Annotated in this window: 25 protein-coding genes; 6 read left to right on the top strand and 19 right to left on the bottom strand. The window is 71.4% G+C overall.

The genetic code is table 11. The annotated features are described in order from the left end of the window. Nucleotides 1-11 precede the first annotated feature (11 nt). From FH608_RS20860 to FH608_RS20870, 3 genes are read right to left on the bottom strand one after another with little or no spacing between them, the layout of a single operon-like run. Nucleotides 12-1028, bottom strand: a complete 1017-nt coding sequence (locus FH608_RS20860; RefSeq protein ID WP_139632220.1) for an ABC transporter permease family protein — start codon at nucleotides 1026-1028, stop codon at nucleotides 12-14. Continuing rightward, the gene (locus FH608_RS20865) at nucleotides 1025-1705 is read right to left on the bottom strand and encodes an ABC transporter ATP-binding protein (protein ID WP_139632221.1); all 681 of its coding nucleotides are present in this window, start codon (nucleotides 1703-1705) and stop codon (nucleotides 1025-1027) included. The genes FH608_RS20860 and FH608_RS20865 overlap by 4 nt, the downstream gene beginning before the upstream one ends. After that, nucleotides 1702-2211, bottom strand: a complete 510-nt coding sequence (locus FH608_RS20870; RefSeq protein ID WP_139632222.1) for a PadR family transcriptional regulator — start codon at nucleotides 2209-2211, stop codon at nucleotides 1702-1704. The genes FH608_RS20865 and FH608_RS20870 overlap by 4 nt, the downstream gene beginning before the upstream one ends. Before the next feature lie 88 nt (nucleotides 2212-2299). On the opposite strand from FH608_RS20870, the gene FH608_RS20875 reads away from it, so the two are divergent. Then, nucleotides 2300-2851: a DUF1707 and FHA domain-containing protein gene (locus tag FH608_RS20875; RefSeq protein WP_139632223.1), complete on the top strand. Its 552-nt coding sequence runs from the start codon at nucleotides 2300-2302 to the stop codon at nucleotides 2849-2851. 172 nt (nucleotides 2852-3023) lie between these two features. Further along, nucleotides 3024-4568 (top strand): D-alanyl-D-alanine carboxypeptidase/D-alanyl-D-alanine endopeptidase, encoded by a 1545-nt coding sequence (gene dacB, locus FH608_RS20880; protein ID WP_139632224.1) that lies wholly within the window; start codon nucleotides 3024-3026, stop codon nucleotides 4566-4568. Nucleotides 4569-4867: 299 nt separating this feature from the next. On the opposite strand, the gene FH608_RS20885 is transcribed toward dacB, so the two are convergent. From FH608_RS20885 to FH608_RS20900, 4 genes are read right to left on the bottom strand one after another with little or no spacing between them, the layout of a single operon-like run. Beyond that, nucleotides 4868-5641, bottom strand: coding sequence for an ABC transporter permease (locus FH608_RS20885; protein ID WP_226899731.1), 774 nt, complete (start codon nucleotides 5639-5641; stop codon nucleotides 4868-4870). Then, entirely contained in the window at nucleotides 5638-6387 is a 750-nt protein-coding gene (locus FH608_RS20890; protein ID WP_139632225.1) for an ABC transporter permease, read from the bottom strand. Before FH608_RS20890 ends, FH608_RS20885 begins: the two co-directional genes overlap by 4 nt. Beyond that, a complete protein-coding gene (locus tag FH608_RS20895) occupies nucleotides 6384-7136 on the bottom strand; it encodes an ABC transporter ATP-binding protein (protein WP_139632226.1) in 753 nt (250 codons plus the stop codon). Before FH608_RS20895 ends, FH608_RS20890 begins: the two co-directional genes overlap by 4 nt. Then, complete coding sequence (locus tag FH608_RS20900; protein ID WP_139632227.1) at nucleotides 7133-8182, bottom strand: ABC transporter substrate-binding protein; 1050 nt, start codon at nucleotides 8180-8182, stop codon at nucleotides 7133-7135. Before FH608_RS20900 ends, FH608_RS20895 begins: the two co-directional genes overlap by 4 nt. Before the next feature lie 219 nt (nucleotides 8183-8401). Here FH608_RS20900 and FH608_RS20905 point away from each other — a divergent pair, with 219 nt between their 5' ends. Beyond that, on the top strand, nucleotides 8402-9586 hold the full coding sequence (locus FH608_RS20905; protein WP_139632228.1) for a metal-dependent hydrolase family protein: 1185 nt from the start codon (nucleotides 8402-8404) through the stop codon (nucleotides 9584-9586). A gap of 3 nt (nucleotides 9587-9589) precedes the next feature. Here FH608_RS20905 and FH608_RS20910 read toward each other — a convergent pair whose 3' ends face one another. Continuing rightward, nucleotides 9590-10714: a PucR family transcriptional regulator gene (locus FH608_RS20910; protein ID WP_139632229.1), complete on the bottom strand. Its 1125-nt coding sequence runs from the start codon at nucleotides 10712-10714 to the stop codon at nucleotides 9590-9592. A gap of 89 nt (nucleotides 10715-10803) precedes the next feature. Here FH608_RS20910 and FH608_RS20915 point away from each other — a divergent pair, with 89 nt between their 5' ends. Then, a complete protein-coding gene (locus FH608_RS20915; RefSeq protein WP_139632230.1) occupies nucleotides 10804-11730 on the top strand; it encodes an adenosine deaminase in 927 nt (308 codons plus the stop codon). Between the two features lie 71 nt (nucleotides 11731-11801). Here the strand turns inward: FH608_RS20915 and FH608_RS20920 are convergent, their stop codons facing one another. The 5 genes from FH608_RS20920 to FH608_RS20940 form a co-directional block, all read right to left on the bottom strand. Beyond that, nucleotides 11802-12044 carry a hypothetical protein gene (locus FH608_RS20920; RefSeq protein WP_139632231.1) on the bottom strand — a complete coding sequence of 81 codons (243 nt, stop codon included), beginning with the start codon at nucleotides 12042-12044 and terminating at the stop codon, nucleotides 11802-11804. 238 nt (nucleotides 12045-12282) lie between these two features. Then, entirely contained in the window at nucleotides 12283-13050 is a 768-nt protein-coding gene (gene map / locus FH608_RS20925) for a type I methionyl aminopeptidase (RefSeq protein ID WP_139632232.1), read from the bottom strand. A 67-nt stretch (nucleotides 13051-13117) separates the two neighbouring features. After that, on the bottom strand, nucleotides 13118-13840 hold the full coding sequence (locus FH608_RS20930) for a siderophore-interacting protein (protein ID WP_139632233.1): 723 nt from the start codon (nucleotides 13838-13840) through the stop codon (nucleotides 13118-13120). Beyond that, nucleotides 13837-14370 (bottom strand): PadR family transcriptional regulator, encoded by a 534-nt coding sequence (locus FH608_RS20935; protein WP_139632234.1) that lies wholly within the window; start codon nucleotides 14368-14370, stop codon nucleotides 13837-13839. Before FH608_RS20935 ends, FH608_RS20930 begins: the two co-directional genes overlap by 4 nt. A 40-nt stretch (nucleotides 14371-14410) precedes the next feature. Further along, complete coding sequence (locus FH608_RS20940; RefSeq protein WP_139632235.1) at nucleotides 14411-15403, bottom strand: zinc-dependent alcohol dehydrogenase family protein; 993 nt, start codon at nucleotides 15401-15403, stop codon at nucleotides 14411-14413. Between the two features lie 65 nt (nucleotides 15404-15468). Between FH608_RS20940 and FH608_RS20945 the strand changes: the two genes are divergently transcribed. Then, the gene (locus FH608_RS20945; protein ID WP_139632236.1) at nucleotides 15469-15786 is read left to right on the top strand and encodes an ArsR/SmtB family transcription factor; all 318 of its coding nucleotides are present in this window, start codon (nucleotides 15469-15471) and stop codon (nucleotides 15784-15786) included. 129 nt (nucleotides 15787-15915) lie between these two features. Here the strand turns inward: FH608_RS20945 and FH608_RS20950 are convergent, their stop codons facing one another. The 6 genes from FH608_RS20950 to FH608_RS20975 all read right to left on the bottom strand — a co-directional run bounded on the left by FH608_RS20950 (nucleotide 15916) and on the right by FH608_RS20975 (nucleotide 23795). Continuing rightward, the gene (locus FH608_RS20950; RefSeq protein ID WP_139632237.1) at nucleotides 15916-16563 is read right to left on the bottom strand and encodes a class I SAM-dependent methyltransferase; all 648 of its coding nucleotides are present in this window, start codon (nucleotides 16561-16563) and stop codon (nucleotides 15916-15918) included. 81 nt (nucleotides 16564-16644) lie between these two features. Next, nucleotides 16645-17628, bottom strand: coding sequence for a ketol-acid reductoisomerase (gene ilvC / locus FH608_RS20955; protein WP_139632395.1), 984 nt, complete (start codon nucleotides 17626-17628; stop codon nucleotides 16645-16647). A gap of 23 nt (nucleotides 17629-17651) precedes the next feature. Beyond that, entirely contained in the window at nucleotides 17652-18176 is a 525-nt protein-coding gene (ilvN, locus tag FH608_RS20960; protein ID WP_139632238.1) for an acetolactate synthase small subunit, read from the bottom strand. After that, the gene (locus FH608_RS20965; protein ID WP_139632239.1) at nucleotides 18169-19908 is read right to left on the bottom strand and encodes an acetolactate synthase large subunit; all 1740 of its coding nucleotides are present in this window, start codon (nucleotides 19906-19908) and stop codon (nucleotides 18169-18171) included. The genes ilvN and FH608_RS20965 overlap by 8 nt, the downstream gene beginning before the upstream one ends. 204 nt (nucleotides 19909-20112) lie before the next feature. Continuing rightward, entirely contained in the window at nucleotides 20113-22683 is a 2571-nt protein-coding gene (locus FH608_RS20970; protein ID WP_139632396.1) for a putative bifunctional diguanylate cyclase/phosphodiesterase, read from the bottom strand. A gap of 293 nt (nucleotides 22684-22976) precedes the next feature. Further along, nucleotides 22977-23795 carry a 2-hydroxyacid dehydrogenase gene (locus tag FH608_RS20975; RefSeq protein ID WP_226899733.1) on the bottom strand — a complete coding sequence of 273 codons (819 nt, stop codon included), beginning with the start codon at nucleotides 23793-23795 and terminating at the stop codon, nucleotides 22977-22979. A gap of 119 nt (nucleotides 23796-23914) precedes the next feature. Between FH608_RS20975 and FH608_RS20980 the strand changes: the two genes are divergently transcribed. Then, the gene (locus tag FH608_RS20980) at nucleotides 23915-25006 is read left to right on the top strand and encodes a PQQ-dependent sugar dehydrogenase (RefSeq protein WP_394367692.1); all 1092 of its coding nucleotides are present in this window, start codon (nucleotides 23915-23917) and stop codon (nucleotides 25004-25006) included. Nucleotides 25007-25019 lie beyond the last annotated feature (13 nt).

Genomic DNA, 25019 nt, shown 5'->3' on the forward strand with positions numbered 1-25019 from the left:
GTACGACTCCGTCAGCAGCCCGGCGCCGATCCCGAGCGCCCCCCGAGCAGGGCCGCCGCGCCGCCCAGCACCAGGCCGTCGGCCAGCACGATCGCCTTGAGCTGCCGCGCCGAGGCGCCTTGAGCGGCGATCACGGCGAGCTCCCTGCGCCTGCGCCGCAGCCCGACGGCGAACGCCGGCCCCGCGAGCAGGACCGTCTCGGTCACGACGAGCAGCACGGAGACGCCGACCTGGACCAGCCGGTGCATGTCCATGGGCCCGGACGAGACGGCGTCGGAGCTCTCGATCACCGCCCGGGACTGGACGGCCAGACCCGCCTTGTTGAGCCTCCGCACGTCGGACCACTGGACGGGGGCCGCGGTGTCGATGAGCCAGCCGCTGTCGTTGCCGTCGTTCTGGTGCGGGAGCAGCCCTTCCGGCAGCGCGACCATCTCGAGGACGCCCGGCCGGTTCGGGTGCTCGGCGACGCCGACCACCCGCACGGTGCGGTCCGGCCGCCACACCGTGATCGTGTCGCCGATCCGCACGCCCCGGTCGACCAGCTCGGGTGACACCGTGACCTCGCCGGGTGCGGTGGCGAACCTGCCCTCGACCAGGCGGCGCATCCCGCCGGTCATGGGGTCGCGCAGATCGGCCTCCATCACGTCCACCCGGTCGAAGCCGTCGGCCAGGCGGGCCTCCACGACGTTGGCCTGGTAGCGGAGCAGGCGGCCCGGGAGCAGGGCTCCGATCTCGCCGGGCGTCCACGGCCGCTCCCGGCGCTTTGCGGACGGCTGGCCGATGCCCGTTCCGTCCGGGTTCTGCTCGACGCGGGTGCGGAACGGGCGGGTGACGATGCGGGCGTCGGCCGCGCCCAGGACGGAGCCGAGCTTCTCGCGCATGGTGACGTTCGTGGTGGCGGAGCCGGTGAACATCGCCGTGATGACGAGGACCGGCAGGCCGATCATCACCATGATCAGCGCGGTACGGCCCTTGGCGCGCAGGGCGTCCCTGCGGGAGATGCGCAGCGCGGCGCGGAACGCGCTCATCTGGCGCTCTCCATCCGCACGGCGCCCGACTCCACGATCCGGCCGTCGCGCAGGTAGATCACCCGGTCGGCCCAGCCGGCGTAGCGCGGCTCGTGGGTGACGAGCAGCACGGCCGCCCCCTCGTCGCAGCGGGTGCGCAGCAACTGGAGGATCTCGTCGCCCGTGGCCGTGTCGAGCGCGCCGGTCGGCTCGTCGGCCAGCAGCAGCCGCCGCTCGCCGGTCAGCGCCCTGGCGATGGCCACCCGCTGGCGCTGCCCGCCGGACAGCTCCTCGGGGAAGCGGTCGGCGACCTCCGCCGCGCCCACCTCGGCGAGGACGGCCAGCGCCTCGTCACGTGCCCGGCCGGTGCGCACGCCGTCGAGCTCTCTCGGCAGCATCACGTTCTCGGCCGCGGTCAGGGACGGGATCAGGTTGAGGTCCTGGAAGACGTACCCGACGCTGGTGCGCCTGAGCGCGGCGAGGTCCTTGACCGCCGCCAGGTCCTCGCCCTCGATCGTCACCGTCCCGGACGTGGGCCGGTCGAGGCCGCCCGCCACGTTGAGCAGCGTCGACTTGCCCGAGCCGGACGGCCCCATGACCGCGACGAGCTCACCCGCCGACACGTCCAGGCTCACGCCTCCCAGGGCGCGCACCTCACCGTGCTCGCGGGTCACGTCCCGCAAACTCACCACCGTCATGACGTCTTCTCCTTGGATACGGCCTCGCAGTGGTCCAGCCAGCGCTGCTCCGCCTCGGCCTTGAATATCTGAGCGTCGAGGACCAGCCGCCGCGCCAGCCCGGCGGTCGCGGCGCGCTTGGCCCTGGTGAGCTCCTGAAGGGCGCGCATGGTGGCGACGCGCTGGGTCTGGATGACCTCCGCCACGTCCACGTCACCGGCGACCGCCATCGCGATCTTGATGGCCAGCTCGTCCCGAGGCCGGTCGGTCTGGGCGACGGGGGTGCTGAACCATCGCTCCAGCTCCTCCCGGCCGGCCTCGGTGATCGTGTAGACCGCGCGGCCCTGCTCGTCGGCGCCCCCTGGCGCCACCAGGCCGTCGCGCTCCAAGCGGGACAGCGTCGTGTAGACCTGGCCGATGTTCAGCGGCCAGGTCGCCCCGGTGGACGCCTCGAACTCCACCCGCAACTGGTAGCCGTAACGGGGTCCTCCGCTCAGCAGTGCGAGCAGCCCGTGCCTGATCGACATAGATACTGAGTATGCATACTGAGTATGCCCATCGCAACCGATCCGGGTTTTCTGGACACGGAGCGTCCTTCGGTCGGATACTCGCTACATGAGTTCCACGCTTCCGCCCTTTCGCGCGTCCGACGGGGAACGCGACCGCGCGATCGAGGAGCTCAGAGACCGCGCCGTCGAGGGCCGGATCTCGCATGACACCTTCGTGGGACGGGTGGACCAGGCGCTGCGCGCGCAGAACCGGCAGGAGCTCGACGAGCTCGTCGCGGACCTGCCGCGGCGGCCGTCACTGCGGCAGCGGCTGACCGACGCCGTGGCCTCGGTCTCCGAGTTCACCACCCGGCTGCAGTCGGCGTGGCGACGGCCCCGGCTGCCCCGGCTGGCGCTGCCCGACGACGACCGGCCGCGTTACGTGGTGGGGCGGGGCTCGGCGTGCGACCTCGTGCTGTCGGACCTGACCGTCTCCCGCGTCCACGCGGAGCTGCGGCGCGAGGGCGACGGCGAGTGGATGCTGGTGGACCTGGGCTCGCTCAACGGCACCCGGCTCAACGGGTGGCGGCTCGTCGGCCCGGCGCGGGTGCGGTCGGGCGACGAGATCTCGTTCGGCGACTGCGGTTTCCTGCTCACCTCGGGCCAGCCGTCCGCCTGACGCCGGGGCCGGGCCGGGCGGCCCGATGAGCTCGCCAGGCGACTCGATGGGCCCGCCGGGCGGCCCGGCGAGCCACGGCCGTGCGGCCCGATAAATACGGAGATTTGCGGATTACACCGGGGCTGCGGTGATCCATGCTCACAGGCGATCCTCCCAGTCACTTGGAGACCCCATGCGGCGCACCTCAGCCTCCCTCGTCGCGGGCGCGCTCGTCGCGGCCCTCGCGTGGGCGTCCAGCCCCTCCTCACCGGCCGTCGCCCATGATCCCACCACGGGCGTGGCCGACCTGACCCAGGACATCAACCAGATCCTCAGCGACTCCCGGCTCACGATCGCCAGGGCGGGCGTCGTCGTCAAGAGCGCCGCCACCGGCGAGGAGCTGTACGCCACCGACGCCGGCAAGCTCCTCACCCCCGCCTCGAACACCAAGCTCTTCACCTCCGCCGCCGCCGCCGACACGCTCGGGCTCGACTACCGCTTCCCCACCACGGTCCTGGGCACGGGCCGCAGGATCGGCTCGGCGCTGACCGGCGACCTGGTGCTGCGCGGCACCGGCGACCCGACCATGCTGGCCGAGGACTACGACGCGCTGGCCGCCAAGGTGGCCGGCGCGGGCGTCAAGGTCGTCACCGGCCGGCTGGTGGCCGACGACACCTGGTTCGACTCGCAGCGGCTCGGCAACGACTGGGCCTGGGACGATGAGACCGCCTACTACGCGGCCCCCATCTCCGCCCTGACCGCCTCGCCCGACCGCGACTACGACGCCGGCTCGGTCATCGTCGCCGTCGAGGCGGACGGCGGCAAGGTCAAGGTCTCCACGACGCCGGAGACCGACTACCTGAAGATCGTCAACAAGGCCACCGTGGGCTCCGAGACCGACGTGCTCATCGAGCGGCAGCACAGCTCGCGCACGGTCGTGATCACCGGGACGGTGAAGGACCCGTACCAGGAGTGGGTGGCCGTGGACGATCCCACGGCGTACGTCTCGTCGCTGTTCCGCCGCGCGCTGAGCAGGCACGGCGTCAAGGTGCTCGGGCGGACCGTCACGGGCGCGGCCCCGGAGGGGGCCAAGGAGCTGGCCAGGCACGAGTCGATGACGCTGGGCGAGCTGCTGGTGCCGTTCCTGAAGCTGAGCAACAACATCCACGCCGAGATCCTCACCAAGGCCATGGGACGCAAGGTCGCCGATCAGGGCACGTGGTCCGCCGGGCTCAAGGTCAGCACCGACTTCGCCAAGGCCAACGGCGTCCAGGTGATCAACATGCGGGACGGCTCGGGGCTGTCGCGCCGTGACGGCTTCTCGCCCGCCTCGATCGTGCAGCTGCTCACGGCGGTGCGCGCCAAGCCCTGGTTCACGACGTGGTACGAGGCCCTGCCCATCGCGGGCAACGCCGAGCGCTTCGTCGGCGGCACCCTGCGCAGCCGGATGCGTGACACGCCGGCCGCGAACAACGTGCACGCCAAGACCGGCTCGCTGACCGGGGTCACCGCGCTGTCCGGGTACGTCACGAGCGCGGACGGCGAGCCGCTGATCTTCTCGATCATGCTCAACCAGTACCTGTCGGGCTCGCCCAAGGACATCGAGGACAAGATCGCCGTCCGGCTCGCCCAGTTCTCGCGGGACAACGCGACCGCGGAGGCGGTGCAGCTGCGCGCCACCGACCAGGGCGCGGCGGGCGACCTCGAGTGCTCCTGGCTGAAGCCGGTCCAGTGCTAGCCGTCTGGTGAGATCGCGGCGGCCCTCTGACGTCCGGGCGGCCGCCGCGGTTTACCGGGCACCCTACTTGGAGCACCAGGTTTCGCCCGAAATTTCCGTACAAAGACGATCGTGGACCGCCAGAATGCCGTTTCGACGCGCCCGATAAAGCCATGGGAGCGCTGGGCTTTCACCGGCCACACCCGTTGTCGATGGGGGAGCCGGTTACCCACCGCACGCCCGCGCGCTCCCTTCCGGGCGGGCCCGGCCGCGCCTCCCCCCGCACTCAGGACCGCGGCCGGGCCCGCATCACCCCGACCTCACGAACGGTCGGAGAAGCGGGCCAGCACGAGCGACTCCACCACGCCCACCACCGCGTACGCCAGGATGGACACGGCGGTGACCACCACGATGTCCGCCCACACCTCGTCGTAGCGGAACCCGCCGATGGAGCGCAGGATCTCGGCGCCGATCCCCTGCCCCGTGGCCAGCCACTCGGCGATGAGCGCCCCGATGATCGAGGCGGGCACGGAGATGCGCGCGGAGGCGAAGACCGAGGGCATCGCCGTCGGCACGGCCACCTTGCGCAGCACGGTCACGCGGCTCCCGCCGTACGCCCTGACCAGGTCGGTGGCCTGCGGCGAGGCGGAGCGCAGCCCGAAGGCGATGTTGACCAGCGCGGGGAAGAACACCACGATGCCGCCGATGACGGCAACGCCCAGCACGTCACGGCCGAAGATCAGCGTGATCAGCGGCGTCATGACCACGAGCGGCACCGACCGCAGCAGCATCGCGACCGGCATGAACGTCTGCTCGACGGTCCTGAACAGCACGAACGCGACCGCCACCGCCATGGCCGCGATCATGCCGCTGGCGAACCCGATGGCGGCGTCCCTGACCGTGATGCCCAGCGCGCCGAACACGGCGTCGCGGTGGGCGGCCGACGAGGTGAGGTACTCCCAGACCTGCGGCGGCCGCTTGCCCACGAGCGGGCTGATCCCGAACGCCTCCAGCGCCAGCCACCACGCGGCCACGACGATGACCACGGAGGGCGCGAGGGGGCCGACGATCCTCAGCACGGTGCGGCCGATCACTGTGACTCGCCTCTCGACCAGGGGGTGACCACGCGCGCCACGAGCGCGACGATCGCGTACCCGAGCCCGGCCACCAGTCCGGACACGAGCGCGAGCCCCCACGTGCGCGGCACCTGGAACTGCTGCTGGGAGATCATCAGGGAGACGCCGAGCCCCGCGTCGTTGCTGCCGAGGTATTCGCCGATGATGGCGCCGAGCAGCGCCGACGGCGCGGAGATCTTCAGGCCGGCGAACGTGCCGGGCAGGGCGGAGACGATCTGGACGTATCGGAGCCTGGCCAGGCGGCCGCCGCCGTACACGGTGACGACGTCGAGGCTCGCCCGGTCGGCGGAGCGCAGCCCGAGCAGCGCGCCGATGAGCGTGGTGAAGAAGACGGAGATGGCGGCGAGGAACACCACGGTGGCGTCGCCGCCGAAGACCACCAGCACGATCGGCCCGATGGCGAGCAGCGGGATGCAGTAGCTGATCACGGCGAGCTGCGTGGCGACGGCCTCCAGGCGCGGCACGAGCAGCACCACCAGCGCCACGGCGATGGCCAGCCCGTTGCCCCACAGGAAGCCCTGGACCGCCGCGCCCAGGGTGGCGGTGAGGTTCGGGCCGTAGAAGGCCCAGCCGTCGTCGCCCATGCCGGTCAGCACCGCCCACGGGGTCGGCACAGCGCCGCCGCCGGCGAACACGGTCGCGGCGAGCAGCCACCAGAGCGCGACGAGCGCGACGACGCCGAGCAGCCCCTGCAGGCGCCTCATGAGCCGTGCCCGAACAGCAGGTCGCTGAGGTGGTCGTGGATCGCGTGGAACTCGGGCGTCCGCATCATCTCGGGGGTGCGGGGCCGCGGCAGGTCGATCTCCACCATCTCGACGACCCGCCCGGGGCGCGGGCTCATGACGGCGACCACGTCCGACAGGAAGACGGCCTCGCCGATGCCGTGGGTGACCATGAGCGTGGTGGCCGGCTTCTCGGTCCAGATGCGCAGCAGCTCCAGGTTGAGCCGCTGCCTGGTCATGTCGTCGAGCGCGCCGAACGGCTCGTCGAGCAGCAGCACGCTGGGCCTCACCACGAGCGCGCGGGCGATCGAGACGCGCTGCCGCATGCCGCCGGACAGCTCGGCGGGCCTGGCCTTGTCGAACCCGTCGAGGCCGACCAGCTTGATCAGGTCCTCGACCTGGCCCGGCTCCGGCTTGATGCCCGCGACCTCCAGCGGCAGCCGGATGTTGGCCGCCACGCTGCGCCAGGCCAGCAGCGCCGAGTCCTGGAACGCGATGCCGAGGTGGTGGCTCCTGCGCAGCTCCTCCGGCGTCTCGCCGTTCACCCTGATCTCGCCGGAGGTGGGCTCCTCCAGCCCGGCCAGGATGCGCAGCACCGTGGACTTGCCGCAGCCGGAGGGGCCGAGCAGCGACAGGAACGAGCCCTTCGGCGTCCGGATGTCCACCCCGTCGAGGGCGGTCACTCCCTTGCCGAACGTCTTGCTCAGCCCCGAGATCGCGATGCCCGTCATGACAGCTTCAGGCTCGGGTCGGCCTTGTAGACCTCGTCCAGGACCGTCATGTCGAAGAGCTGCTCGGCCGTGATGGTCAGGCCGGCCTTGGCCAGGGAGGCGATGTTCTGCTCGATCAGCTCCGGCGTGATCGTGAACAGCCCGTTGGCCTTGACGTCGGGAGTCACGACCAGCTCGTTCTGCATCTTGGCCTCCTCCGTCTGCTCCTTGACGTCGAGGTTCTGGTCCTTGCCGTAGACGGTGGCGGCCAGCTCGGCCGACTTGGCCGGGTCGGCCACGGCGTCCTTCCAGCCCTTGATCTCGGCGGCCAGGAACGCCTTGAGCTTGTCGCGCTCCTTCTCGATGGTCTCCTGCCGGACCGTGAGCGTCTCGGCGACCAGGGGCAGGCCGGCGTCGGCGAACAGCAGGTAGGCGGGGTCGTGGCCCTCCATCCGCAGCCGTACGGGGCCGCTGGTGACGTAGCCGACGTAACCGTCGAGCTGCCCGGAGGTGAGCATCGACGGGTCCGACTGGAACGGCACCCTCGTCACGCTCGACGCGTCGAGGCCGTTGGCCTTGAGCAGCGCGTTCCACACCAGCTCGTTGGAGTCCTGGACGCCGATCCTCTTGCCCGCGAGGTCCGCGGCCGACTCGATCGGGTTCTTCTTGAGCGAGACGATCGCGAAGGGGTTCTTCTGGAAGGTCGCGCCGACGATCTTCAGCTGGGCGCCCTGGAGGACGGCCGGCGCGGTGATCGTGGGCGCGGACAGGCCGGCCCAGCAGCGGCCCGTGGCCAGGCCCGACTCGACCGAGGTGCCGGAGCCGCCGCCCGAGAGCAGCTCGACCTGGGAGAACCCGGCGGCCTTGAAGTAGCCGTTGGTGTCCGCGAAGTACTCGCCGGCGAACTCGACGTTCTTCTTCCAGGACAGCTGGAGCTTGACGGAGCCGAACCCACCGCCGGAGGAGGCGGCCGGTGCGCCGTCGTCGCCGCAGGCGGCCAGACCGAGCGCGAGACCGGCCAGACCCGTCGTCCGCAGGAACGCGCGACGGTCGAGGGAAATAGCCATGATTCTTCCTTGAGCGGCGGTGAACGTGCAGGTCAGGACGGTATCTCTCGATTATTACCATCGTGTGACGGTGGTTTTGGACGGCCGCGGCACTCAGGCGGCCCCGGGCGGGTAATCCGGGAAAACCGCTGGCGACCCCTGTAGGTCCCTACGAGAGCGCCGGAGAAGGACCGTAGATCCCTCCAGCCGCCCGGCCGCTCGGGTAACGTCGGCCGTGAAATGAGACTCGACGGAATCCCCCTTTGGGACGGTACCGAATATCGCGGCCCGGTCGATCTGAGCTGGGAGCCCGACCGCATCACCAGCGTGCAGCCGGACGCCGAGCCGCGCCACGACGGCCTGTGCGTGCTGCCCGGCCTGGTGGACACGCACGTGCACCTGGTCGGGTACGCGGGCCCCGGCGACCCGCCCGACTTCTCGACCTGGCCGCTGGTCACCACCCGCGACGAGCAGGTGCTGCACGGCGCCGCCCACGCGCAGCGGGCCATGCGGCACGGCGTGACGACGCTGCGCGACCTGGCGGGCGACGAGGCCCAGGTCGCGCTGCGCCGGGTGTTCGACGCGGGGGTGCTGCCTGGGCCGCGCATCCAGGTGCACGGCGTGGTGGGGATGACGGCCGGGCACAACGACCTGTTCGTGCCGCCCGCCGTGCCGTCGCGCAAGCCCACGGCCGACGGCCCCGACGAGTGCCGCAAGCTCGTACGCACCTGGGCCCGCGCCGGCATGGACGGCATCAAGCTGACCACCAGCGGCGGCGTGCTCTCGATCGGCGACAGGAACGCCTGGCGCAACTACACCCGCGACGAGATCAGGGCCGTCGTGGACGAGGCCCACGCGCTCGGCATGCTGGTGGCCTCGCACGCCCACTCCGAGGAGGGCATCCGGGTGGCCGTCGAGGAGGGCGTCGACTCGATCGAGCACGGCACGCTCATGAGCAAGGACCTGGCCGAGACGCTGGCCGCCGAGGGCACGCCCGTCGCGCCCACGCTGCTCATCAACGAGGCCATCGCCCAGGGCCGCGTGCCCGTCACGCCCGAGGCCATGGCCAAGGCAGCCGAGCTGGTCGCCACCCGCGACGTGCTGCTGGCCCAGGCCGCCGCGCTGGGCGTGCGTTTCGTGCTCGGCACCGACGCCAACGGCCACCACGTGCAGTTCGGCGACCAGTTCGCCGAGGTCGTGCACATGACGCGGGTGCTCGGGATGGACGCCGAGTCGGCACTGCGCGCGGCCACCTCCGACGCGGCCGACTCGATCGGCGTGCCGGTGGGCCGGATCGCGCCGGGGCTGGGCGCCGACCTGATCGTGCTGCGCGGGCGGCCGTGGGAGCGCATCGAGGACCTGGCGATCGAGAACATCGTGGCCGTGGTCTCGCGGGGCCACGTCGTCGCGGGCCGCCTGCCCTGACCTTTACGCCCCTCGCTCCGACCGCAGCGCCAGATACAGGTCCGTACGGTCGCGCATCGACGACATGCGCCGCCCGGTCAGCTCCTCGATGCGCTGCATCCGGTACCGCAAGGTGTTGACGTGCACGTACAGCTCGTCGGCGGTGCGCTGCCACGAGCCGCACGTCTCCAGGAAGATGTCGAGCGTGCGCAGCAGCTCGGAGCCGTGCCGCGCGTCGTACTCCTCGACCGGCCCCAGCAGGTGGTCGCGGAAGGTGCGGCGCACGCTGCCCGGCAGCGCGGCCAGCAGCAGGTCGAAGCTGTCGATGTCGGCCACCGACATGATCGACACGGGCCCCGGCCCGTGCCGGGCGGACTCCAGGCCGCGCCTGGCCGTCTCCAGCGCCTCGCCGAGCTGCGACACGCTGGCCGCCATCTCGCTGATCCCCGCCGCGATGCTCATCCCCGGCCGCTCGGCGACCAGCCCGCGCAGCTCGTCGGCCAGGCTCTTGCGCGAGGCCCGGCCGTTGACCAGCACGACCGCCTCGCCAGGCGTGCCGCCGACGATCAGGTGCCGCCCCTTCCTGGCCAGGCCCTCGTGCAGCACCTCGGGCAGGTCGTAGCCGGCCGGCCCCGTCAGCGTGACCGCCATGGCCGCGGTCGGCAGGCCCGGGTCTGCGCCCAGCAGCCGCAGGTGCGCGGAGACCTCACCCGGCGGGATCCGGCCCAGCACGTCGAGCAGCGTCTGCGCCCTGACCCGCTCCGCCCTGCGCTGCTCGGCCTCGAACCCTTCGGCGGTCACGACCTCGGTGATCGCCCCGAACGACTGGTCGGGAGCGGCGAGGAGCAGCGGGAGCCGGTGCCGTTCGCACGCCTTGACCAGCTCGTCGGGCAGCTCGCCGAGCACGATCAGGCCCACGACCAGGCCCGCGGCGTCGCTGGCCCACAGCGCCTCGGCGAAGCGCTCGCAGTCGGACGGCTCGCCGTACCAGACGCCGCTGGTGAGGACGAGGTCGCCGGGCCGCAGGTAGCGCCGGGGGTCGGGCAGGTCCGTCGGGTACGCGCGCCGGATCTCGCGCCCGAGCTCCTCGTGACCCGTGACCGGCGTCAGCCGCAGGTCGTCACGCGCGAGCAGGTCGGCCAGCCTCATGAAATCTGATGTTATGCCAGCTCACCACGTGAGACTTCAGAGGTTCGCACGATACCTCCCACCAGGCACGGTCCTGTTTACTCGATGCCATGCGTCCCAAAGCAGAGCTCCATCTGCACATCGAAGGCACCCTCGAGCCCGACCTCGTCGTCGAGCTGGCCCGGCGGAACCGGATCGACCTGCCGACCTTCGACGTGGACGCCATCCGCGCGCGCTACTCCTTCACGGACCTGCAGTCGTTCCTCGACCTCTACTACGAGCACATGGCGGTCCTGCGCACCGAGGAGGACTTCTACGACCTCGCCACGGCCTACCTGCGGCGGGCCGGCGCGCAGGGGGTGCGGCACGCGGAGATCTTCTTCGACCCGCAGGCGCACCTGAGCAGGGGCGTGCCGCTGGAGGTGGTGTTCGGCGGGTTGTCGGCGGCGCTGAAGGACGGCGACGTCTCGGCCGCGCTGATTCTCTGCTTCCTCCGTGACAGGGGCGCGGACGAGGCGGAGCAGGTGCTGCGGGCGGCGCTGCCGTACCGGGACTCCTTCATCGGGGTGGGGCTGGACTCGGCGGAGGTGGGCTACCCGCCGTCGCTGTTCCGGCGCGTGTTCGAGATCGCGGGCGCCGAGGGCCTCCGGAGGGTGGCGCACGCGGGTGAGGAGGGCGGCCCCGACTACGTCTGGGAGGCGCTGGACGTGCTGCGCGTGGAGCGGGTGGACCACGGGATCAGGGCCATGGAGGACCCGCAGCTCGTGGCCAGGCTGAGGGCGGAGCGGATCCCGCTGACCGTCTGCCCGCTGTCGAACGTGCGGCTGCGGGCGGTGCCGTCCCTGCGCGACCACATCCTGCCCGCGATGCTGGACGAGGGCCTGGTCGTGACCGTCAACTCGGACGATCCCGCGTACTTCGGCGGATACGTGGAGGACAACTACGTGGCGCTCCAGCGGGAGCTGGGGATGACGGACGAGCAACTCGACCGGATCGCGCGCAACTCCTTCGAGGCGTCGTTCGCGTACGAGGGCTGACCCGCGCGGGCGAGGCTTCGCGGGCAAGACTTAGGGGCCCACCCGCGGGCAGGCCCCTTCGTACGTTGTCGTCAGCCGCTCAGGACCCTCGACAGGAGCTGGTTCAGGAGGTCGAGGTCGACCACGTCGTCGTCGTGACCGAAGTTGTTCCACTCACCGAAGTCCCACGTGGGCGGCGCGTCGCTGCTGGGGCCGGGCAGGATGCCCGTGTACGCCGGCGCGGCGGTGACGCTGGGCGTGGCGGCGAGCGCGGAGCCGCCGAACATGACCATCCCGCCGACCAGACCGGCCAGGATGAGCCCTGATCTGTACATTTGGATTCCCCTCTGATACCTATCGACTACTCTCCGTAGCTATCGCATGATGATCTGCCCTCCCCCCAAGTTCGACAAACGCCTATAATTTTGCTCTTGACCTGGGCGAATACAGCGTCTGGACGAACAGGAACGGAAGGGCCGGGCGCTTGACCGAGAGGGAAGATCCGGCGGGGCGGCCCTGTCGTCTCTCTTGACCACCTCATGACCGGCACTCGCGCGCTTTTCCGCGCCCTTCCTACGGCAGCGTGAGCACGACCGGGCCGTCGGCCGTGATGGCGACCGTGTGTTCGACGTGCACGCTCCTGCTGCCGTCGCCCGAGCACACCGACCAGCCGTCGTCGGCCATGTAGTAGTCGTCGTCGCCACCGGCCATCAGGCTCGGCTCGATCGCGATCACCAGCCCCGGCCGCAGCCGCAGCCCGCGCCCCCGGGCGGCCTCGTTGGGCACGAAGGGCGACTCGTGCATGGCCCGCCCGATGCCGTGGCCGCCGAAGTCGTTCTGCATGCCGTACCCGGCGCCGCGGCCGACCGTGGACATGGCGTGGCCGATGTCGCCCATCCGGCCGCCGGGCACGGCCGCCTGGATGCCCGCCGCCAGCGTCTCCTCGGCCACCCTGATGAGCTTCAGGTCCTCCTCGCGCGCCCGCCCGACGGCGAAGCTCACGGTGCCGTCGGCGTGCCACCCGTCGACGATCGCGCCGCAGTCGACGCTGATCAGGTCGCCGTCACGCAGCCGGTACGGGCTCGGCAGGCCGTGCAGCATGACCCCGTTGACCGAGGTGCAGATCACCCCCGGGTACGGCGTCGCGCCGAACGACGGGTGGTAGCCCAGGAACGAAGCCCCCGCACCCGCCTCCTCGATGACCGTCCTGGCCACCTCGTCGAGCTGCTTCAACGACACCCCGACCGCGGCCCGCTCCCGCACCGCGGCGTGGACCGCGGAGACGACCCTGCCCGCCTCGCGCATCGCGGCGATCTCACCGGCTGACTTGAGCTCGATCACGGCTCCTCCTTAAGCTCGCTGATCGAATAACTATACCGGTATTATTATCGCCGATGGCGGTCGGGTGTCAGTCGAGACCCTTCCTGCCGGGGGTCCAGAACGGCTTCGTGCGCACGTCCCTGCGCTGCCAGCCGCGCTCCCGCACGAGATGGGCGCGTACGGACTGGATCGTGCGCGCCTCGCCGGCGAGGTAGGCGACGCCCGGCCCTTCGGGCAGGTCCAGCGCGCGCACCGCGTCGACCTGGACCTTCGACCCGGCCGCCGAGGCGCCGGAGCGGCACACGCGCACCAGGTCCCCGGGCAGGTCGAGGTGGTCGGCAGGCGTGTCGGCCTCGACCACGCCGAAGATCCGCCGGCCCGGCGGCACCGCCCGCAGCATCGCGCCGAACGCCACCGACGCCGTCTCGTCGCCCGCGAACACGTGGTACGGCGCGTCCTCCTTCACCACGAAACCGCCCTCCGGCCTGGTGAAGGCGATCTCCATGCCGGGCTTGGCGGTCCGCATCCAGGAGGCGCCCGGCGAGTCGCCGCCGTGGTCGTAGCCGATCAGGTCGAGCGACTCCCAGGTGGGGTCGTGCCGCCAGACCGAGTACGTGCGCAGGACCCCGCCCAGCAGGCCGCCGTCGCCGACCAGGAGGCGTACGTGCTGGCCGGGCCTGCACGTGAGCCCCGCCAGCGCCTCTCCCCCGATCCTGACCCGCCGCATGCGCGCGGACAGTTGCTCGGCTTCGACCACCTCTCCCGTGACGAAGATCCGGTCGAGCAGCCTGAGGGCCATCGTCCGCCTCATCGCTCCTCCGCCCGCCGCCGGCTCCTGGGATCCAGCCGCTCGATCCTGCGCCGGGCCTCGACGAAGATCTCCTGGATCTCCTCGACCACGCGGGGGTCGCCGTGGGCGTGCGCGAGCGTCTTCACCGCGGCCTTGACCAGGCGCAGCGCCGGGCCGACGATCTCGGCGGCCTCGGGCTCGCGGAACATGCCCCACTCGCCCCTGCTGGCCGCGCGGCCCCAGAGCCGCTCGATCTCCTCGGCCTGCTCGTCCACCGCGCGCCTGCCCGCGTCGGTGACGTGGTGGACCTTGCGGCCGTCGGCGGCCTCGACGCGGACCAGGCCCTCGTCCTCCAGCAGTTGCAGGGTGGGGTAGATGGAGCCGGCGCTCGGCTCGTAGGTGCCGTTGAAGCGGTCGGCGAGCCGGTTCATCACGTCGTAACCGTGGCCGGGCCGTTCGGCAATGAGAGCGAGGACGGCCAGGCGGAGCTCGCCCGGCCCGAAGAAGCGCCCCGTCGGACCTGACCCGGGGGCGCGGCGCGCGTTCATCATGAGTCGGATGCTATATCGAACGATATAGCATCCGCTACATCTACACGGTGACGACGATCTTGCCGAACTGGGCGTTGGACTCCATGTGCCGGTGCGCCTCCGCGATCTCCTCCAGCGGGAACACGCGGTCCACCACCGCGCGGAAGGCTCCGGCGCGCAGACCCGACGCGACGAACGCCGCCGCCCGTCGCATGCGGACCGGGTCACGGGTGATCTCGTGCACCGTGTACGTCCGCAGGTTCAGCGCGGGCATGCCCAGCTCGAACCCCGGATAGGGCGTCGGCAGCCCGCTCTGCGCGCCCCACAGGAGCAGCGTCCCGCCCGCCGCCACGGCCCTGGCCAGCTCCGTCACGCCCGGCCCCGCGACGGCGTCGAAGACGTACTCGGCGCCCCTGCCGCCGGTCAGTTCCAGCACGCGCTCCGCCACGTCCTCCTCGTCGGAGACGATCACCTCGGCCGCGCCCTCCTCGACCAGCCGCAGCCTCTTGGCACGGGTGCGGGTGACGGCGACCGGCGTGGCGCCCAGCCTGCCGGCGGTGTGGATCGCGGCCAGCCCGACGCTGCTTGAGGCCGCGTTCACCACGGCGACGTCGCCCGCCCGCATCCCGCCCACCTCCACCATCGCGCCGTAGGCCGTGAGGTAGGGCATCCACACCGCCGCACCCGAGATCGCGTCCACCCCGTCGGGGCGGTGCAGGAGCGCGGACGCGGGCGCGATCGCGCGCTCGGCGTACATCCCATAGTCGTTGTACGAGAAGGCCGGCACGACGCTGACCGCCTGCCCCGCCTCGAACCCGGCCACCTCCGGCCCGACCGCCTCGATCACCCCGGCCGCCTCGGAGCCGAGCCCGGACGGCAGGCGCCTGACCGGCTCGATGTACCGGCCGCTCCTGAACAGCACCTCGGCCCGGTTGACCCCGATCGCCTCCACCCGGATCCGCACCTCGCCGGGCCCCGGCTCGCCCGGGTCCACGTCCTCCAGCCGCAACACCTCTGGCCCACCGACCTCGTGGAACCGCACAGTTCTCGTCATGCCGCTCACTGAAGCGCAAAAGTACGATCGCTGTCAAACTTCGACGAATGTCGTACTATGTGACCATGGGACGCACTCCGCCGCACCCCGAGGTGTCGCAGTTCGACCTCCAGCAGGTGCTGGAGGCCCTCGTCGATCCGGTACGCCGGAGCATCGTCACGCAACTCGACAGCGCCGGCGAGGACATCAAGTGCGGCGACTTCGACATGCCGGTCACCAAGTCCACCGCCACCCACCACTTCAAGGTGCTCCGCGAGGCGGGCCTGATCAGGCAGTACTACGTGGGGACGGCCCGCATGAACGCCCTGCGCCGGGCCGAGATGGACGAGGCGTTCCCCGGCCTCCTCGACGCACTGACCACCCCGGCCCGGCAGCCGGCGTAACGGATCAGCGCTGAGGGCTCTGCCAGGCGGCCTCGCCGGTCAGAGCGTCGCCTTGCGCATGCGGTTGAACGCGACCGTGGAGGCGAGCGTGATGCCGCCGCTCTCGTGCACCCGCCGCAGCCCGGCGAGCTACAACCGGGCGATGATCGCGTAGCGCTCGTCCTCGACGGGGCGGCCCCAAAGGTCGGCGTCGTCGCTGAGCGGCTCGATGCGCAGCCCGGAGACGAGCGGGCGCACAGCGGAGGCCAGGGTGGGGGCATCGACGCCGCCGTCCCACGGCAGCGACTCGCCTCCCGGCACGTAGGGCGAGCCCGCCTCGCCCCAGCGCCCCTCGACCAGCACCAGCCGGCCGGACGGGCGCAGCCGGGCGACCCATGCGCGCAGCGCCGCCTCCGGGTCGGGCAGGGTCCACACCAGGTGCCGGCAGAGCACCATGTCGAACCGGTCGTCACCCGTCGGCGGGGCGGCCGCGTCGCCGACCAGGAAGCTCCCGGCGAGCCCGGCGGCCGCCAGCTTGGCGCGCGCCTGGCCGATCATGCGCGGCGCCACGTCCACCCCGGTCACCCGGTGCCCGGCAGCGGCCAGCAGCAGGGACAGGGAGCCGGTGCCGCAGCCGGCGTCGAGCACGTCGGCCGGGGCGGCGGGCGCCCAGGCCCGCAGGCGGCGCTCCCACGCGGCCCGTGTGCGCTCGGCCCGCAGCCCGTGATCGGGCTCCTCGTCGAACGCCGGCGCGGCGGCGTCCCAGTAGTCGGTGATCGCGGAGGTGAGGTCGCTCATGCCGCCGATCCTCTCAACCGCCACCGACAATCCCGCCGGGAACGGGAACGGGTGGGCCGGAGCCCACCCGTTGCGCGCGTGTTACGCCTTGAGCCAGCTCATCATCGGACGGAGCTTGGCGCCCGTCTTCTCGATGGCGTCGTCGGCCAGCTCCTTGCGGTAGCGCTGGAACTCCTTCTGCCCGCTGTCGAACTCCTCGACGAGCTGCCGGGCGAAGGTGCCGTCCTGAACCTCGCCGAGGATCCGGCGCATCTCCTGGCGGGTCTCGTCGGTGATGACGCGCGGCCCGCGGGTGTAGCCGCCGTACTCGGCCGTGTCGGAGACCGACCAGTACATCTTGGAGATGCCGCCCTCGTACATCAGGTCGACGATCAGCTTCATCTCGTGCAGGCACTCGAAGTACGCGACCTCGGGCTGGTAGCCGGCCTCGATCAGCGTGTCGAAGCCCGCCTTGATGAGCTCGGAGACGCCGCCGCACAGCACGGCCTGCTCGCCGAACAGGTCGGTCTCCGTCTCCTCCTTGAACGTCGTGCGCAGCGCGCCGGCGCGGGTGCCGCCGATGCCCTTGGCGTACGACAGCGCCAGGTCGAGCGCCTTGCCGGAGGCGTCCTTCTCGACGGCCACGAGGACGGGCACGCCGCGCCCGGCCTCGAACTGGCGGCGGACGAGGTGCCCGGGGCCCTTGGGGGCGACCATGCACACGTCGACGCCCTCGGGCGCCTCGATGAGGCCGTAGCGGATGTTCAGGCCGTGGCCGAAGAAGAGCGCGTCGCCCTCGACGAGGTTGGGGGCGACGTGCTCGGAGTAGAGGTGGCGCTGGATGTGGTCCGGCGCGAGGATCATGGTGAGGTTGGCCTCCTCCACCGCCTCCGCCGGGGTGACGACCCGCAGCCCGTCGTTCTCCGCCTTCTCGCGGCTCTTGGAGCCCTCGGGCAGGCCGACGCGCACGTCCACGCCGGAGTCACGCAGGGAGAGCGCGTGGGCGTGGCCCTGGCTGCCGTACCCCAGCACGGCCACGTGGCGTCCCTGGATGATCGACAGGTCGGCCTGGTCGTCGTAGTAGATCTCGGTCACTTGCTCAAAACCTTTCAGGCGGTACGGTCCAGTGCCCTGAGGGACCGGTCGGTGATGGAACGGGCACCGCGGCCGATGGCCACCATGCCCGACTGGACGAGTTCTTTGATCCCGAACGGCTCGAGGACCTTGATGAACGCCTCGAGCTTGTCGGGAGTGCCGGTGACCTCGATGGTCACCGCGTCGGCGGCCACGTCGATGCAGCGGGCGCGGAAGAGGCTGACCAGCTCCAGCACGTGGGAGCGGCTCTCGGCGTCGGCCTTGACCTTGATCAGCATCAGCTCGCGCTGAACCGACTGCGACGGGTCGAGCTCGACGATCTTCAGCACGTTCACCAGCTTGTTGAGCTGCTTGGTGACCTGCTCGAGCGGCAGCTCCTCGACGCTGACCACGATGGTCATGCGGGAGATGTCGTCGTGCTCGGTCGGCCCCACCGCGAGCGAGTCTATGTTGAAGCCTCGCCTGCTGAACAACGCGGACACGCGCGCCAGGACGCCGGGCTTGTTCTCGACAAGCACAGAGAGGGTGTGTCTACTCATCCTCGTTCTCCCAGTTGGGCGCCATGTCACGGGCGATCTTGATGTCGTCGTTGCTGGTGCCAGCCGCGACCATGGGCCAGACCATGGCGTCCTGGTGGACGACGAAGTCGACCACGACGGGCACGTCGTTGATCTCCATGGCCTTCTTGATCACGGCGTCGACGTCCTCGGGACGCTCGCACCGCAGACCCACACAACCATAGGCCTCGGCCAGCTTGACGAAGTCCGGGATGCGGCGCGTCGTCTGCAGGTCGGTGTTGGAGTAACGCTCGTCGTAGAAGAGCGTCTGCCACTGGCGGACCATGCCGAGATTACCGTTGTTGATGACGGCTATCTTGACCGGCACGCCTTCCAGGGCGCAGGTGGCCAGCTCCTGGTTGGTCATCTGGAAGCAGCCGTCGCCGTCGATGGCCCACACCGTGGAGTCGGGGCGGCCCATCTTGGCGCCCATCGCGGCCGGGACGGCGAAGCCCATGGTGCCGAGGCCGCCGGAGTTGATGAACGTGCCGGGCTTCTCGTAGCCGATGAACTGCGAGGCCCACATCTGGTGCTGCCCGACCCCGGCCACGTAGTACGTCTCGGGCCCCGCGATGGCGCTCAGCCGCTCCATCACGTACTGGGGCGCCAGCGAGCCGTCCTCGTACGTCTCGTAGCCCAGCGGGTACGTCTCCTTGTAGCCGTTGAGCGTCGTCCACCAGGCGGTGTAGTCGCCCTTCTGGCCCGACGCCTCGATCGCGGCGACCAGGTCGCCGATGACCTCCTTGCAGTCGCCCACGATCGGCACGTCGGCGTGGCGGTTCTTGGAGATCTCCGCCGGGTCGATGTCGGCGTGCACGATCTTGGCGCGCGGCGCGAACGACGACAGCTGGCCGGTCACCCGGTCGTCGAAGCGCACGCCCAGGCCGACGATCAGGTCGGACTGCTGGAGCGCGGCCACGGCCGACACGCTGCCGTGCATCCCCGGCATGCCCATGTGCTGCGGGTGACTGTCGGGGAAGGTGCCCCGCGCCATCAGGGTGGTGACGACGGGGATGTTGGTCAGCTCGGCCAGCTGGAACAGCTCGGGCGCGGCGCCGGCCTTGTGGACGCCGCCGCCGACGTACAGGACGGGCCTCCTGGACTCGGCGATCAGCTTGGCGGCCTCGCGGATCTGCTTGGAGTGCGGCCTCGTGACCGGGCGGTAGCCGGGCAGTTGCATGGTCGGCGGCCAACTGAAGGTGGTCTCAGATTGCAGCGCGTCCTTGGAGATGTCCACGAGGACCGGGCCGGGGCGGCCGGTGGAGGCGATGTGGAAGGCCTCCATGATCGTGCGGGCGATCTCACCGGGGTCCGTGATCAGGAAGTTGTGCTTCGTGATCGGCATGGTGATGCCGGAGATGTCGGCTTCCTGGAACGCGTCCGTGCCGATGGCGGCACTGGCCACCTGGCCGGTGATCGCCACGATCGGCACGGAGTCCATGTACGCGTCGGCGATCGGCGTCACGAGGTTGGTGGCGCCGGGGCCGCTGGTCGCCATGCAGACCCCGACCTTGCCGGTGGCCTGCGCGTAGCCTTCGGCCGCGTGACCCGCGCCCTGCTCGTGGCGTACGAGCACGTGCCGGACCTTGGTCGAGTCGTAGAGGGGATCGTAGGCCGGCAGAATGGCACCGCCCGGGATCCCGAACACTGTGTCGACTCCCACGTGCTCCAGCGCCCTCACCAGGGCCTGTGCACCTGTCATCCGTTCGGTCATCGGCTCGTTCCTTGCGTGGCTACTCGCTTAAGGACATAAAAAATGCCCCTTCCCACCGGGCGGCGGGTCTGGGGCGGCGCGCAGGTCGTCGTGCTTCGCTATCGGCCTGCGCGCCGGCGAAGTACTACGAGAATCTCACTGCGAAGCATGGCCTACACGATAGCCGCTCCGAACGCCCTAGTGTCAACTTCGTGGACACATGTCTCAAACAGTGAGACTCGTACGCATCAGCGAATCCACGCCGCGCGCCGCCATCGGCCGCGCCACCAGGAACCCCTGCCCCTTGGTACACCCCATCTGCTTCAGCAGCTCCAGCTGCTCGGGGCGCTCGATGCCCTCGGCCACCACGACGAGCCCGAGGTCGTGGCCGAGCCGCACGATCGTCCGGGTGAGCAGGGTCAGCGTGTCGTCGTTGCCCAGGCCCGACACGAACGACGGATCGATCTTGATCAGGTCGACGGGCAACTGCCGCAGGAACGCCAGCGAGGCGTAGCCCGTGCCGAAGTCGTCGATGGCCAGCCGCACGCCGAGCGCCCGCAGCTCCGACAGCCGCTTGACCGTCTCCTCGGCGTCCTCGACCAGCATCTCCTCGATCACTTCGAGGGTGAGCGCGGAGGCCGGCAGCCCGCTCTCGGCCAGCGCCTCCTCGACCGTCTCGACGAAGCGCGGCGCGGTGATCTGGCGCGCCGACAGGTTGAGCGACAGGCCGATGTCCCAGGAGGAGGCCCGCCAGGCGGCCACCTCGCGGCACGCCTCGCGCAGGATCCACTCCCCCAGCGGCACGATCAGCCCGGTGTCCTCCGCCGGGCCGAGGAACTGCTCGGGCGGCACGAACACCGAGCCGCGCCACCACCGCACCAGCGCCTCGACCGCGGTCACCCGCGACGTGGCCAGGTCGACGATGGGCTGGTACTCGATCGCGAACTGCTGCTCGATCAGCGCCCGCTGCAGGTCGGCCGCCAGCTCCAGCCGCCGCACCACGTCGGCGTGCATCTGCGCGGCGAACACCTCCACGCGCCGCCCGCCCAGCTCCTTGGCGCGTGCCATGGCGACGTCGGCGTTGCGGAGCAGGTCGCCGGCCGGCATGTCGTCCTCGCTGAAGGCCACCCCCACGCTCGCGGTCAGCGCCACGTCGCGGTCGGCGACGCGGAACGGCTCCTGCGAGACCGCGCGGACGAGCCGCTCGGCCAGGTCGACGGCCAGCTGCGCGTCGCCGCCCGTCTCCACGAGCACCGCGAACTCGTCGCCGCCCCACCGGGCGAGCGTGTCGTCGGCGCGTACGGCGCCGCGCAGCCGGCGGGCCGCCTGGCCGAGGAGGTAGTCGCCGCTGGCGTGCCCCACCGAGTCGTTGACGGAGGTGAACCCGTCGAGGTCGAGGAAGATGACGGCGACGCTCGTCGCCCCGGGGCCGGTGGTGCGCCCGGTGAGCACCTCGCGGGTGCGCTCCTCGAAGTAGGCGCGGTTGGGCAGGCCGGTCACGCCGTCGTGGAAGGTCAGGTGGGCGACCTGGTTGCGCAGCGCCTCCTGGTCGCTGACGTCTCTGGTGGTCACCAGCATCAGCTCGTCGCCGCCGACGCGGCGGGTGGCGACCGACTCGGTGGGCCGCCACGTGCCGTCGGCCGCCCGCACCCGGCAGGCGATCAGGCAGGCACCCGGCGCGGCGTTGTCCTCGTCGAGGTGCATCGCGCGCAGCGCCACCTGGATGCCGGGGACGTCCTCGGGGTGGAGGTAGTCGAAGATCGACCCGCCGACCACCTCGTCGGGGCGGTAGCCGTACGTGACCTCGACGCCGGGGCCGATCTCGCGCACCACGCCCTCGTAGTCGCAGGTGAAGACCACGTCGCCGGTGCTCTCCGCGAGCTCCCTGAGCTGCCGGTCGCCGAGCTTGACCAGGTTGCGCAGGCGCACGCTGGTCGCCGAGACCACGAACAGCCGCAGCAGCAGGAGCAGCACCACGGAGACCGCGACCACGACGACCCCCGTCACGGGCCGCTCGGGGCGCCCGCCCGCCAGGTGGGCGAGCCAGGTGCAGGCGGCCACGGCGACCAGCGCCATCGGCACGAGCGCGACCACGGTGCCGACGGCCGAGCCGCTCGACTCGCGCGCACGCGGCCCCCACGGGACGGCGGCGAGCAGCAGGAACGCGACGGGCACCAGCATGACGCTCCACAGCTGCGGCTGGCCGCCGTCGAGCCGGGCCACCGCGGCCGCCAGGCCCGCCACGGTCATGGTGGCCAGCACGCCGACGCCGGCCAGCCCGAGCAGCCAGGACGAGGCCCGGCCGGAGAGAACCGACGGGACCACGGCGCACGTCACCAGCAGCGCGATCATCGGCGGCAGCATCACCAGCGTGAACGTGGCCGGGTCGGCCGTGTCGTCGTAGACCTGGCGCAGCGCCACCACCCAGCCGATCAGGAAGAGCGAGGCGGCGCACAGGTAGGCGTCGGTGACATGCCGTAACACGACCCACGCCGGGAACCTGCGGTCGGCGGCGATCAGCGCGCCGCCGGCCGTGACCACGGTGCCGAGCAACATGAACAGATCGGCGAAGCTGACCACGAAGCTCTCGGCGAACGGGCGCAGCGCCACGCCGGCGGCCCAGATGACGGCCCCGCCGCTCATCCAGCGCGCCCCCAGCGCCGTCGGCCGGTGCCCGGCCGACCGCACCGACGCGAGCAGCAGGGAGCCGGCGGCGGCCAGCGCCGCCAGCCCACCGGCGACCGCGCCGGTGATCAAGGCCTGACCGCCCGCGAGGAGCGCGGCGGCGAACGCCACCGCCCCTGCCGCCGCCGCGGCGGTCAGCGGCACCCGTGGATCACGCCAGCGGATCACAGTCGTTGCCCATCCCGTCTCGAACTCTGCACCTGCGATCGCCGAGGCCCGGCGCATCACTTCGCCAGTGTGTGCGGTCGCGGGTGCGCGGGTGGTGACAACGCCGATGTCGTCACCGATCTGATAACCACACAGACCAATTTCCGCCAAGAGTTCCTTGACAGCGAGTCAGGAACTCCCTGCAAGTGCCACCGTACGCACCGAAGGTCACGGACCAGCCACGTTCCGGGATCCTCTCAGTACGCGTCCGTTATGACGTTGACCAGCGGCTCGTCTGCGAGGTGGCGCAGAAGCTGGGCTCTGATCAGCCGCAACGTGCGCCGCCCGGACGCGGGTGTGCTCCCCGCGATGTGCGGGGTGATCAGCACGCCAGGGGCGCTCCAGAGGGGGTGGCCCTCCGGCAGCGGCTCGGGCGCGGTCACATCGAGCGCGGCGCGTATCCTACCCGTTTTGAGCTCGGCGATCAGCGCCTCCGTGTCGACGACCCCGCCCCTGGCGGCGTTGACGAGCACGGCGCCGTCCTTCATCCGCGCGAGGAACGCCGCGTCCACCATGCCCGCGGTGGCCGTGGTGGCGGGCACCAGCAGCACGACGACGTCCGCCTCCGGGAGCAGCTTGGGCAGGTCATCCATGGCGTGCACGCCGTCGCGGGCGCTCCTGGCCACCCGTACGGCCTCCACCTCGAACCCGTCGAGCCGCCTCTCCAGCGCCGCCCCGATGGAGCCGTAGCCGACGATGAGCACGGTCGAGTCGGCCAGCACGCCGGTGTGGTGGTAGGTCCACGCGCCCTGGCGCTGCGCGTCCACGAACCCGGGGAACTCCCGCAGCACCGCGATCATCGCCCCGACCGCCCACTCGGCGGTCCCGGCGTCGTGCACGCCGCGCGCGTTGCACAGCACCACGCCCTGGGGAATGTGCGGAAGGTACGGTTCCACGCCCGCCGTGACGGTCTGAAGGAGCCGCAGCGAGCGCATCCGCGCCAGCGTGCCCGGCACGTCAGGCACGGTCGCGAGCGGCGGGACCCAGACCTCCACGTCCTCGATGCCCTCCGGCATCGGGGACGTGCCATCGTAAACAGCACACTCAACCCCGGGCAGGTCGGAAAGAACATCAGCCACCGAATCGGACGGAACCCAGGTCTTCATGCCGAGAACCTTACGGCTCGCGGGGAAGTATGGGACACATGAAGAAGCTCTGGACGATCATGCTCATGGCCGCGGTCACCGCGTGTTCCGGCGGGGCGGCGGGCGGCGGGGAGGCGGTCCCGACGGCCGCCGCGGCGACCACCGGGCCGGCCCCCACGCCCGCCGCGGGCGGGCTCGGGCAGCCGAAGGACGTGGTGACGGGGCTGGCGGTGCCTTGGGCGATCGCGTTCCTGCCCGGGGGCGACGCGCTGGTCACCGAGCGCGACTCGGCCCGCCTGCTGCGGGTGGGCCAGGACGGGAAGGTCACGTCGCTGGGCAAGATCTCCGGCGCGCGGCCCGAGGGCGAGGGCGGGCTGCTGGGCGTGGCGGCCAAGGACGAGCAGGTGTTCGTCTACTACACGGCGGCCGGCGACAACCGGATCGTGCGCTACCGGCTCTCCGGCGACCGGCTCAGCGACGAGCGGGTGCTCGTCCAGGGCATCCCGAAGGGCGGGATCCACAACGGCGGGCGGCTGGCGTTCGGCCCTGACGGCTACCTGTACGCCTCCACCGGGGAGACCGGGGAGGGCGGCCTCTCCCAGCGGCGCGACTCGCTGGCCGGCAAGATCCTGCGCATGACCGTGGACGGCGAGCCCGCCCCCGGCAACCCGTTCGGCACGCTCGTCTACAGCTACGGGCACCGCAACGTGCAGGGCCTCGCCTGGGACCCGTCCGGCCGGATGTACGCCACCGAGTTCGGCCAGAACACCTACGACGAGGTGAACCTCATCAAGGCGGGCGGCAACTACGGGTGGCCGGAGGTCGAGGGGCGCGGCGACGATCCCCGTTACGTGAACCCGCTCATCACGTGGTCCACCGACGAGGCGTCACCGTCGGGGATGGCGTACGCGAAGGGCTCGCTGTGGGTGGCGGCGCTGCGGGGGCAGCGGCTGTGGCAGGTGCCGCTGCGCTCGGACGGGTCGGTGGGCAAGCCCGTCGCCCACTTCACGGACCGCTTCGGCCGGCTGCGGGCCATCACGGCCGCGCCCGGCGGGTCGCTGTGGGTGGGCACCAGCAACAAGGACGGGCGCGGCTCGCCCCGGCCGGGCGACGACCGGATCTTCTCGGTCACCCCGTCCTGACCGTGCCACGCCC

It is taken from the genome of Nonomuraea phyllanthi, from assembly GCF_006334985.2.
Classification (GTDB): Bacteria; Actinomycetota; Actinomycetes; order Streptosporangiales; family Streptosporangiaceae; genus Nonomuraea; species Nonomuraea phyllanthi.

What these genes read in the sequence shown, in the direction of transcription:
- FH608_RS20860 (WP_139632220.1), bottom strand. Translation starts at nt 1,028, where the DNA reads ATGAGCGCGTTCCGCGCCGCGCTGCGCATCTCCCGCAGGGACGCCCTG.
- FH608_RS20865 (WP_139632221.1), bottom strand. Translation starts at nt 1,705, where the DNA reads ATGACGGTGGTGAGTTTGCGGGACGTGACCCGCGAGCACGGTGAGGTG.
- FH608_RS20870 (WP_139632222.1), bottom strand. Translation starts at nt 2,211, where the DNA reads ATGTCGATCAGGCACGGGCTGCTCGCACTGCTGAGCGGAGGACCCCGT.
- FH608_RS20875 (WP_139632223.1), top strand. Translation starts at nt 2,300, where the DNA reads ATGAGTTCCACGCTTCCGCCCTTTCGCGCGTCCGACGGGGAACGCGAC.
- dacB (WP_139632224.1), top strand. Translation starts at nt 3,024, where the DNA reads ATGCGGCGCACCTCAGCCTCCCTCGTCGCGGGCGCGCTCGTCGCGGCC.
- FH608_RS20890 (WP_139632225.1), bottom strand. Translation starts at nt 6,387, where the DNA reads ATGAGGCGCCTGCAGGGGCTGCTCGGCGTCGTCGCGCTCGTCGCGCTC.
- FH608_RS20895 (WP_139632226.1), bottom strand. Translation starts at nt 7,136, where the DNA reads ATGACGGGCATCGCGATCTCGGGGCTGAGCAAGACGTTCGGCAAGGGA.
- FH608_RS20900 (WP_139632227.1), bottom strand. Translation starts at nt 8,182, where the DNA reads ATGGCTATTTCCCTCGACCGTCGCGCGTTCCTGCGGACGACGGGTCTG.
- FH608_RS20905 (WP_139632228.1), top strand. Translation starts at nt 8,402, where the DNA reads ATGAGACTCGACGGAATCCCCCTTTGGGACGGTACCGAATATCGCGGC.
- FH608_RS20910 (WP_139632229.1), bottom strand. Translation starts at nt 10,714, where the DNA reads ATGAGGCTGGCCGACCTGCTCGCGCGTGACGACCTGCGGCTGACGCCG.
- FH608_RS20915 (WP_139632230.1), top strand. Translation starts at nt 10,804, where the DNA reads ATGCGTCCCAAAGCAGAGCTCCATCTGCACATCGAAGGCACCCTCGAG.
- FH608_RS20920 (WP_139632231.1), bottom strand. Translation starts at nt 12,044, where the DNA reads ATGTACAGATCAGGGCTCATCCTGGCCGGTCTGGTCGGCGGGATGGTC.
- FH608_RS20930 (WP_139632233.1), bottom strand. Translation starts at nt 13,840, where the DNA reads ATGAGGCGGACGATGGCCCTCAGGCTGCTCGACCGGATCTTCGTCACG.
- FH608_RS20935 (WP_139632234.1), bottom strand. Translation starts at nt 14,370, where the DNA reads ATGATGAACGCGCGCCGCGCCCCCGGGTCAGGTCCGACGGGGCGCTTC.
- FH608_RS20940 (WP_139632235.1), bottom strand. Translation starts at nt 15,403, where the DNA reads ATGACGAGAACTGTGCGGTTCCACGAGGTCGGTGGGCCAGAGGTGTTG.
- FH608_RS20945 (WP_139632236.1), top strand. Translation starts at nt 15,469, where the DNA reads ATGGGACGCACTCCGCCGCACCCCGAGGTGTCGCAGTTCGACCTCCAG.
- FH608_RS20950 (WP_139632237.1), bottom strand. Translation starts at nt 16,563, where the DNA reads ATGAGCGACCTCACCTCCGCGATCACCGACTACTGGGACGCCGCCGCG.
- ilvN (WP_139632238.1), bottom strand. Translation starts at nt 18,176, where the DNA reads ATGAGTAGACACACCCTCTCTGTGCTTGTCGAGAACAAGCCCGGCGTC.
- FH608_RS20965 (WP_139632239.1), bottom strand. Translation starts at nt 19,908, where the DNA reads ATGACCGAACGGATGACAGGTGCACAGGCCCTGGTGAGGGCGCTGGAG.
- FH608_RS20975 (WP_226899733.1), bottom strand. Translation starts at nt 23,795, where the DNA reads ATGCCGGAGGGCATCGAGGACGTGGAGGTCTGGGTCCCGCCGCTCGCG.
- FH608_RS20980 (WP_394367692.1), top strand. Translation starts at nt 23,915, where the DNA reads ATGGGACACATGAAGAAGCTCTGGACGATCATGCTCATGGCCGCGGTC.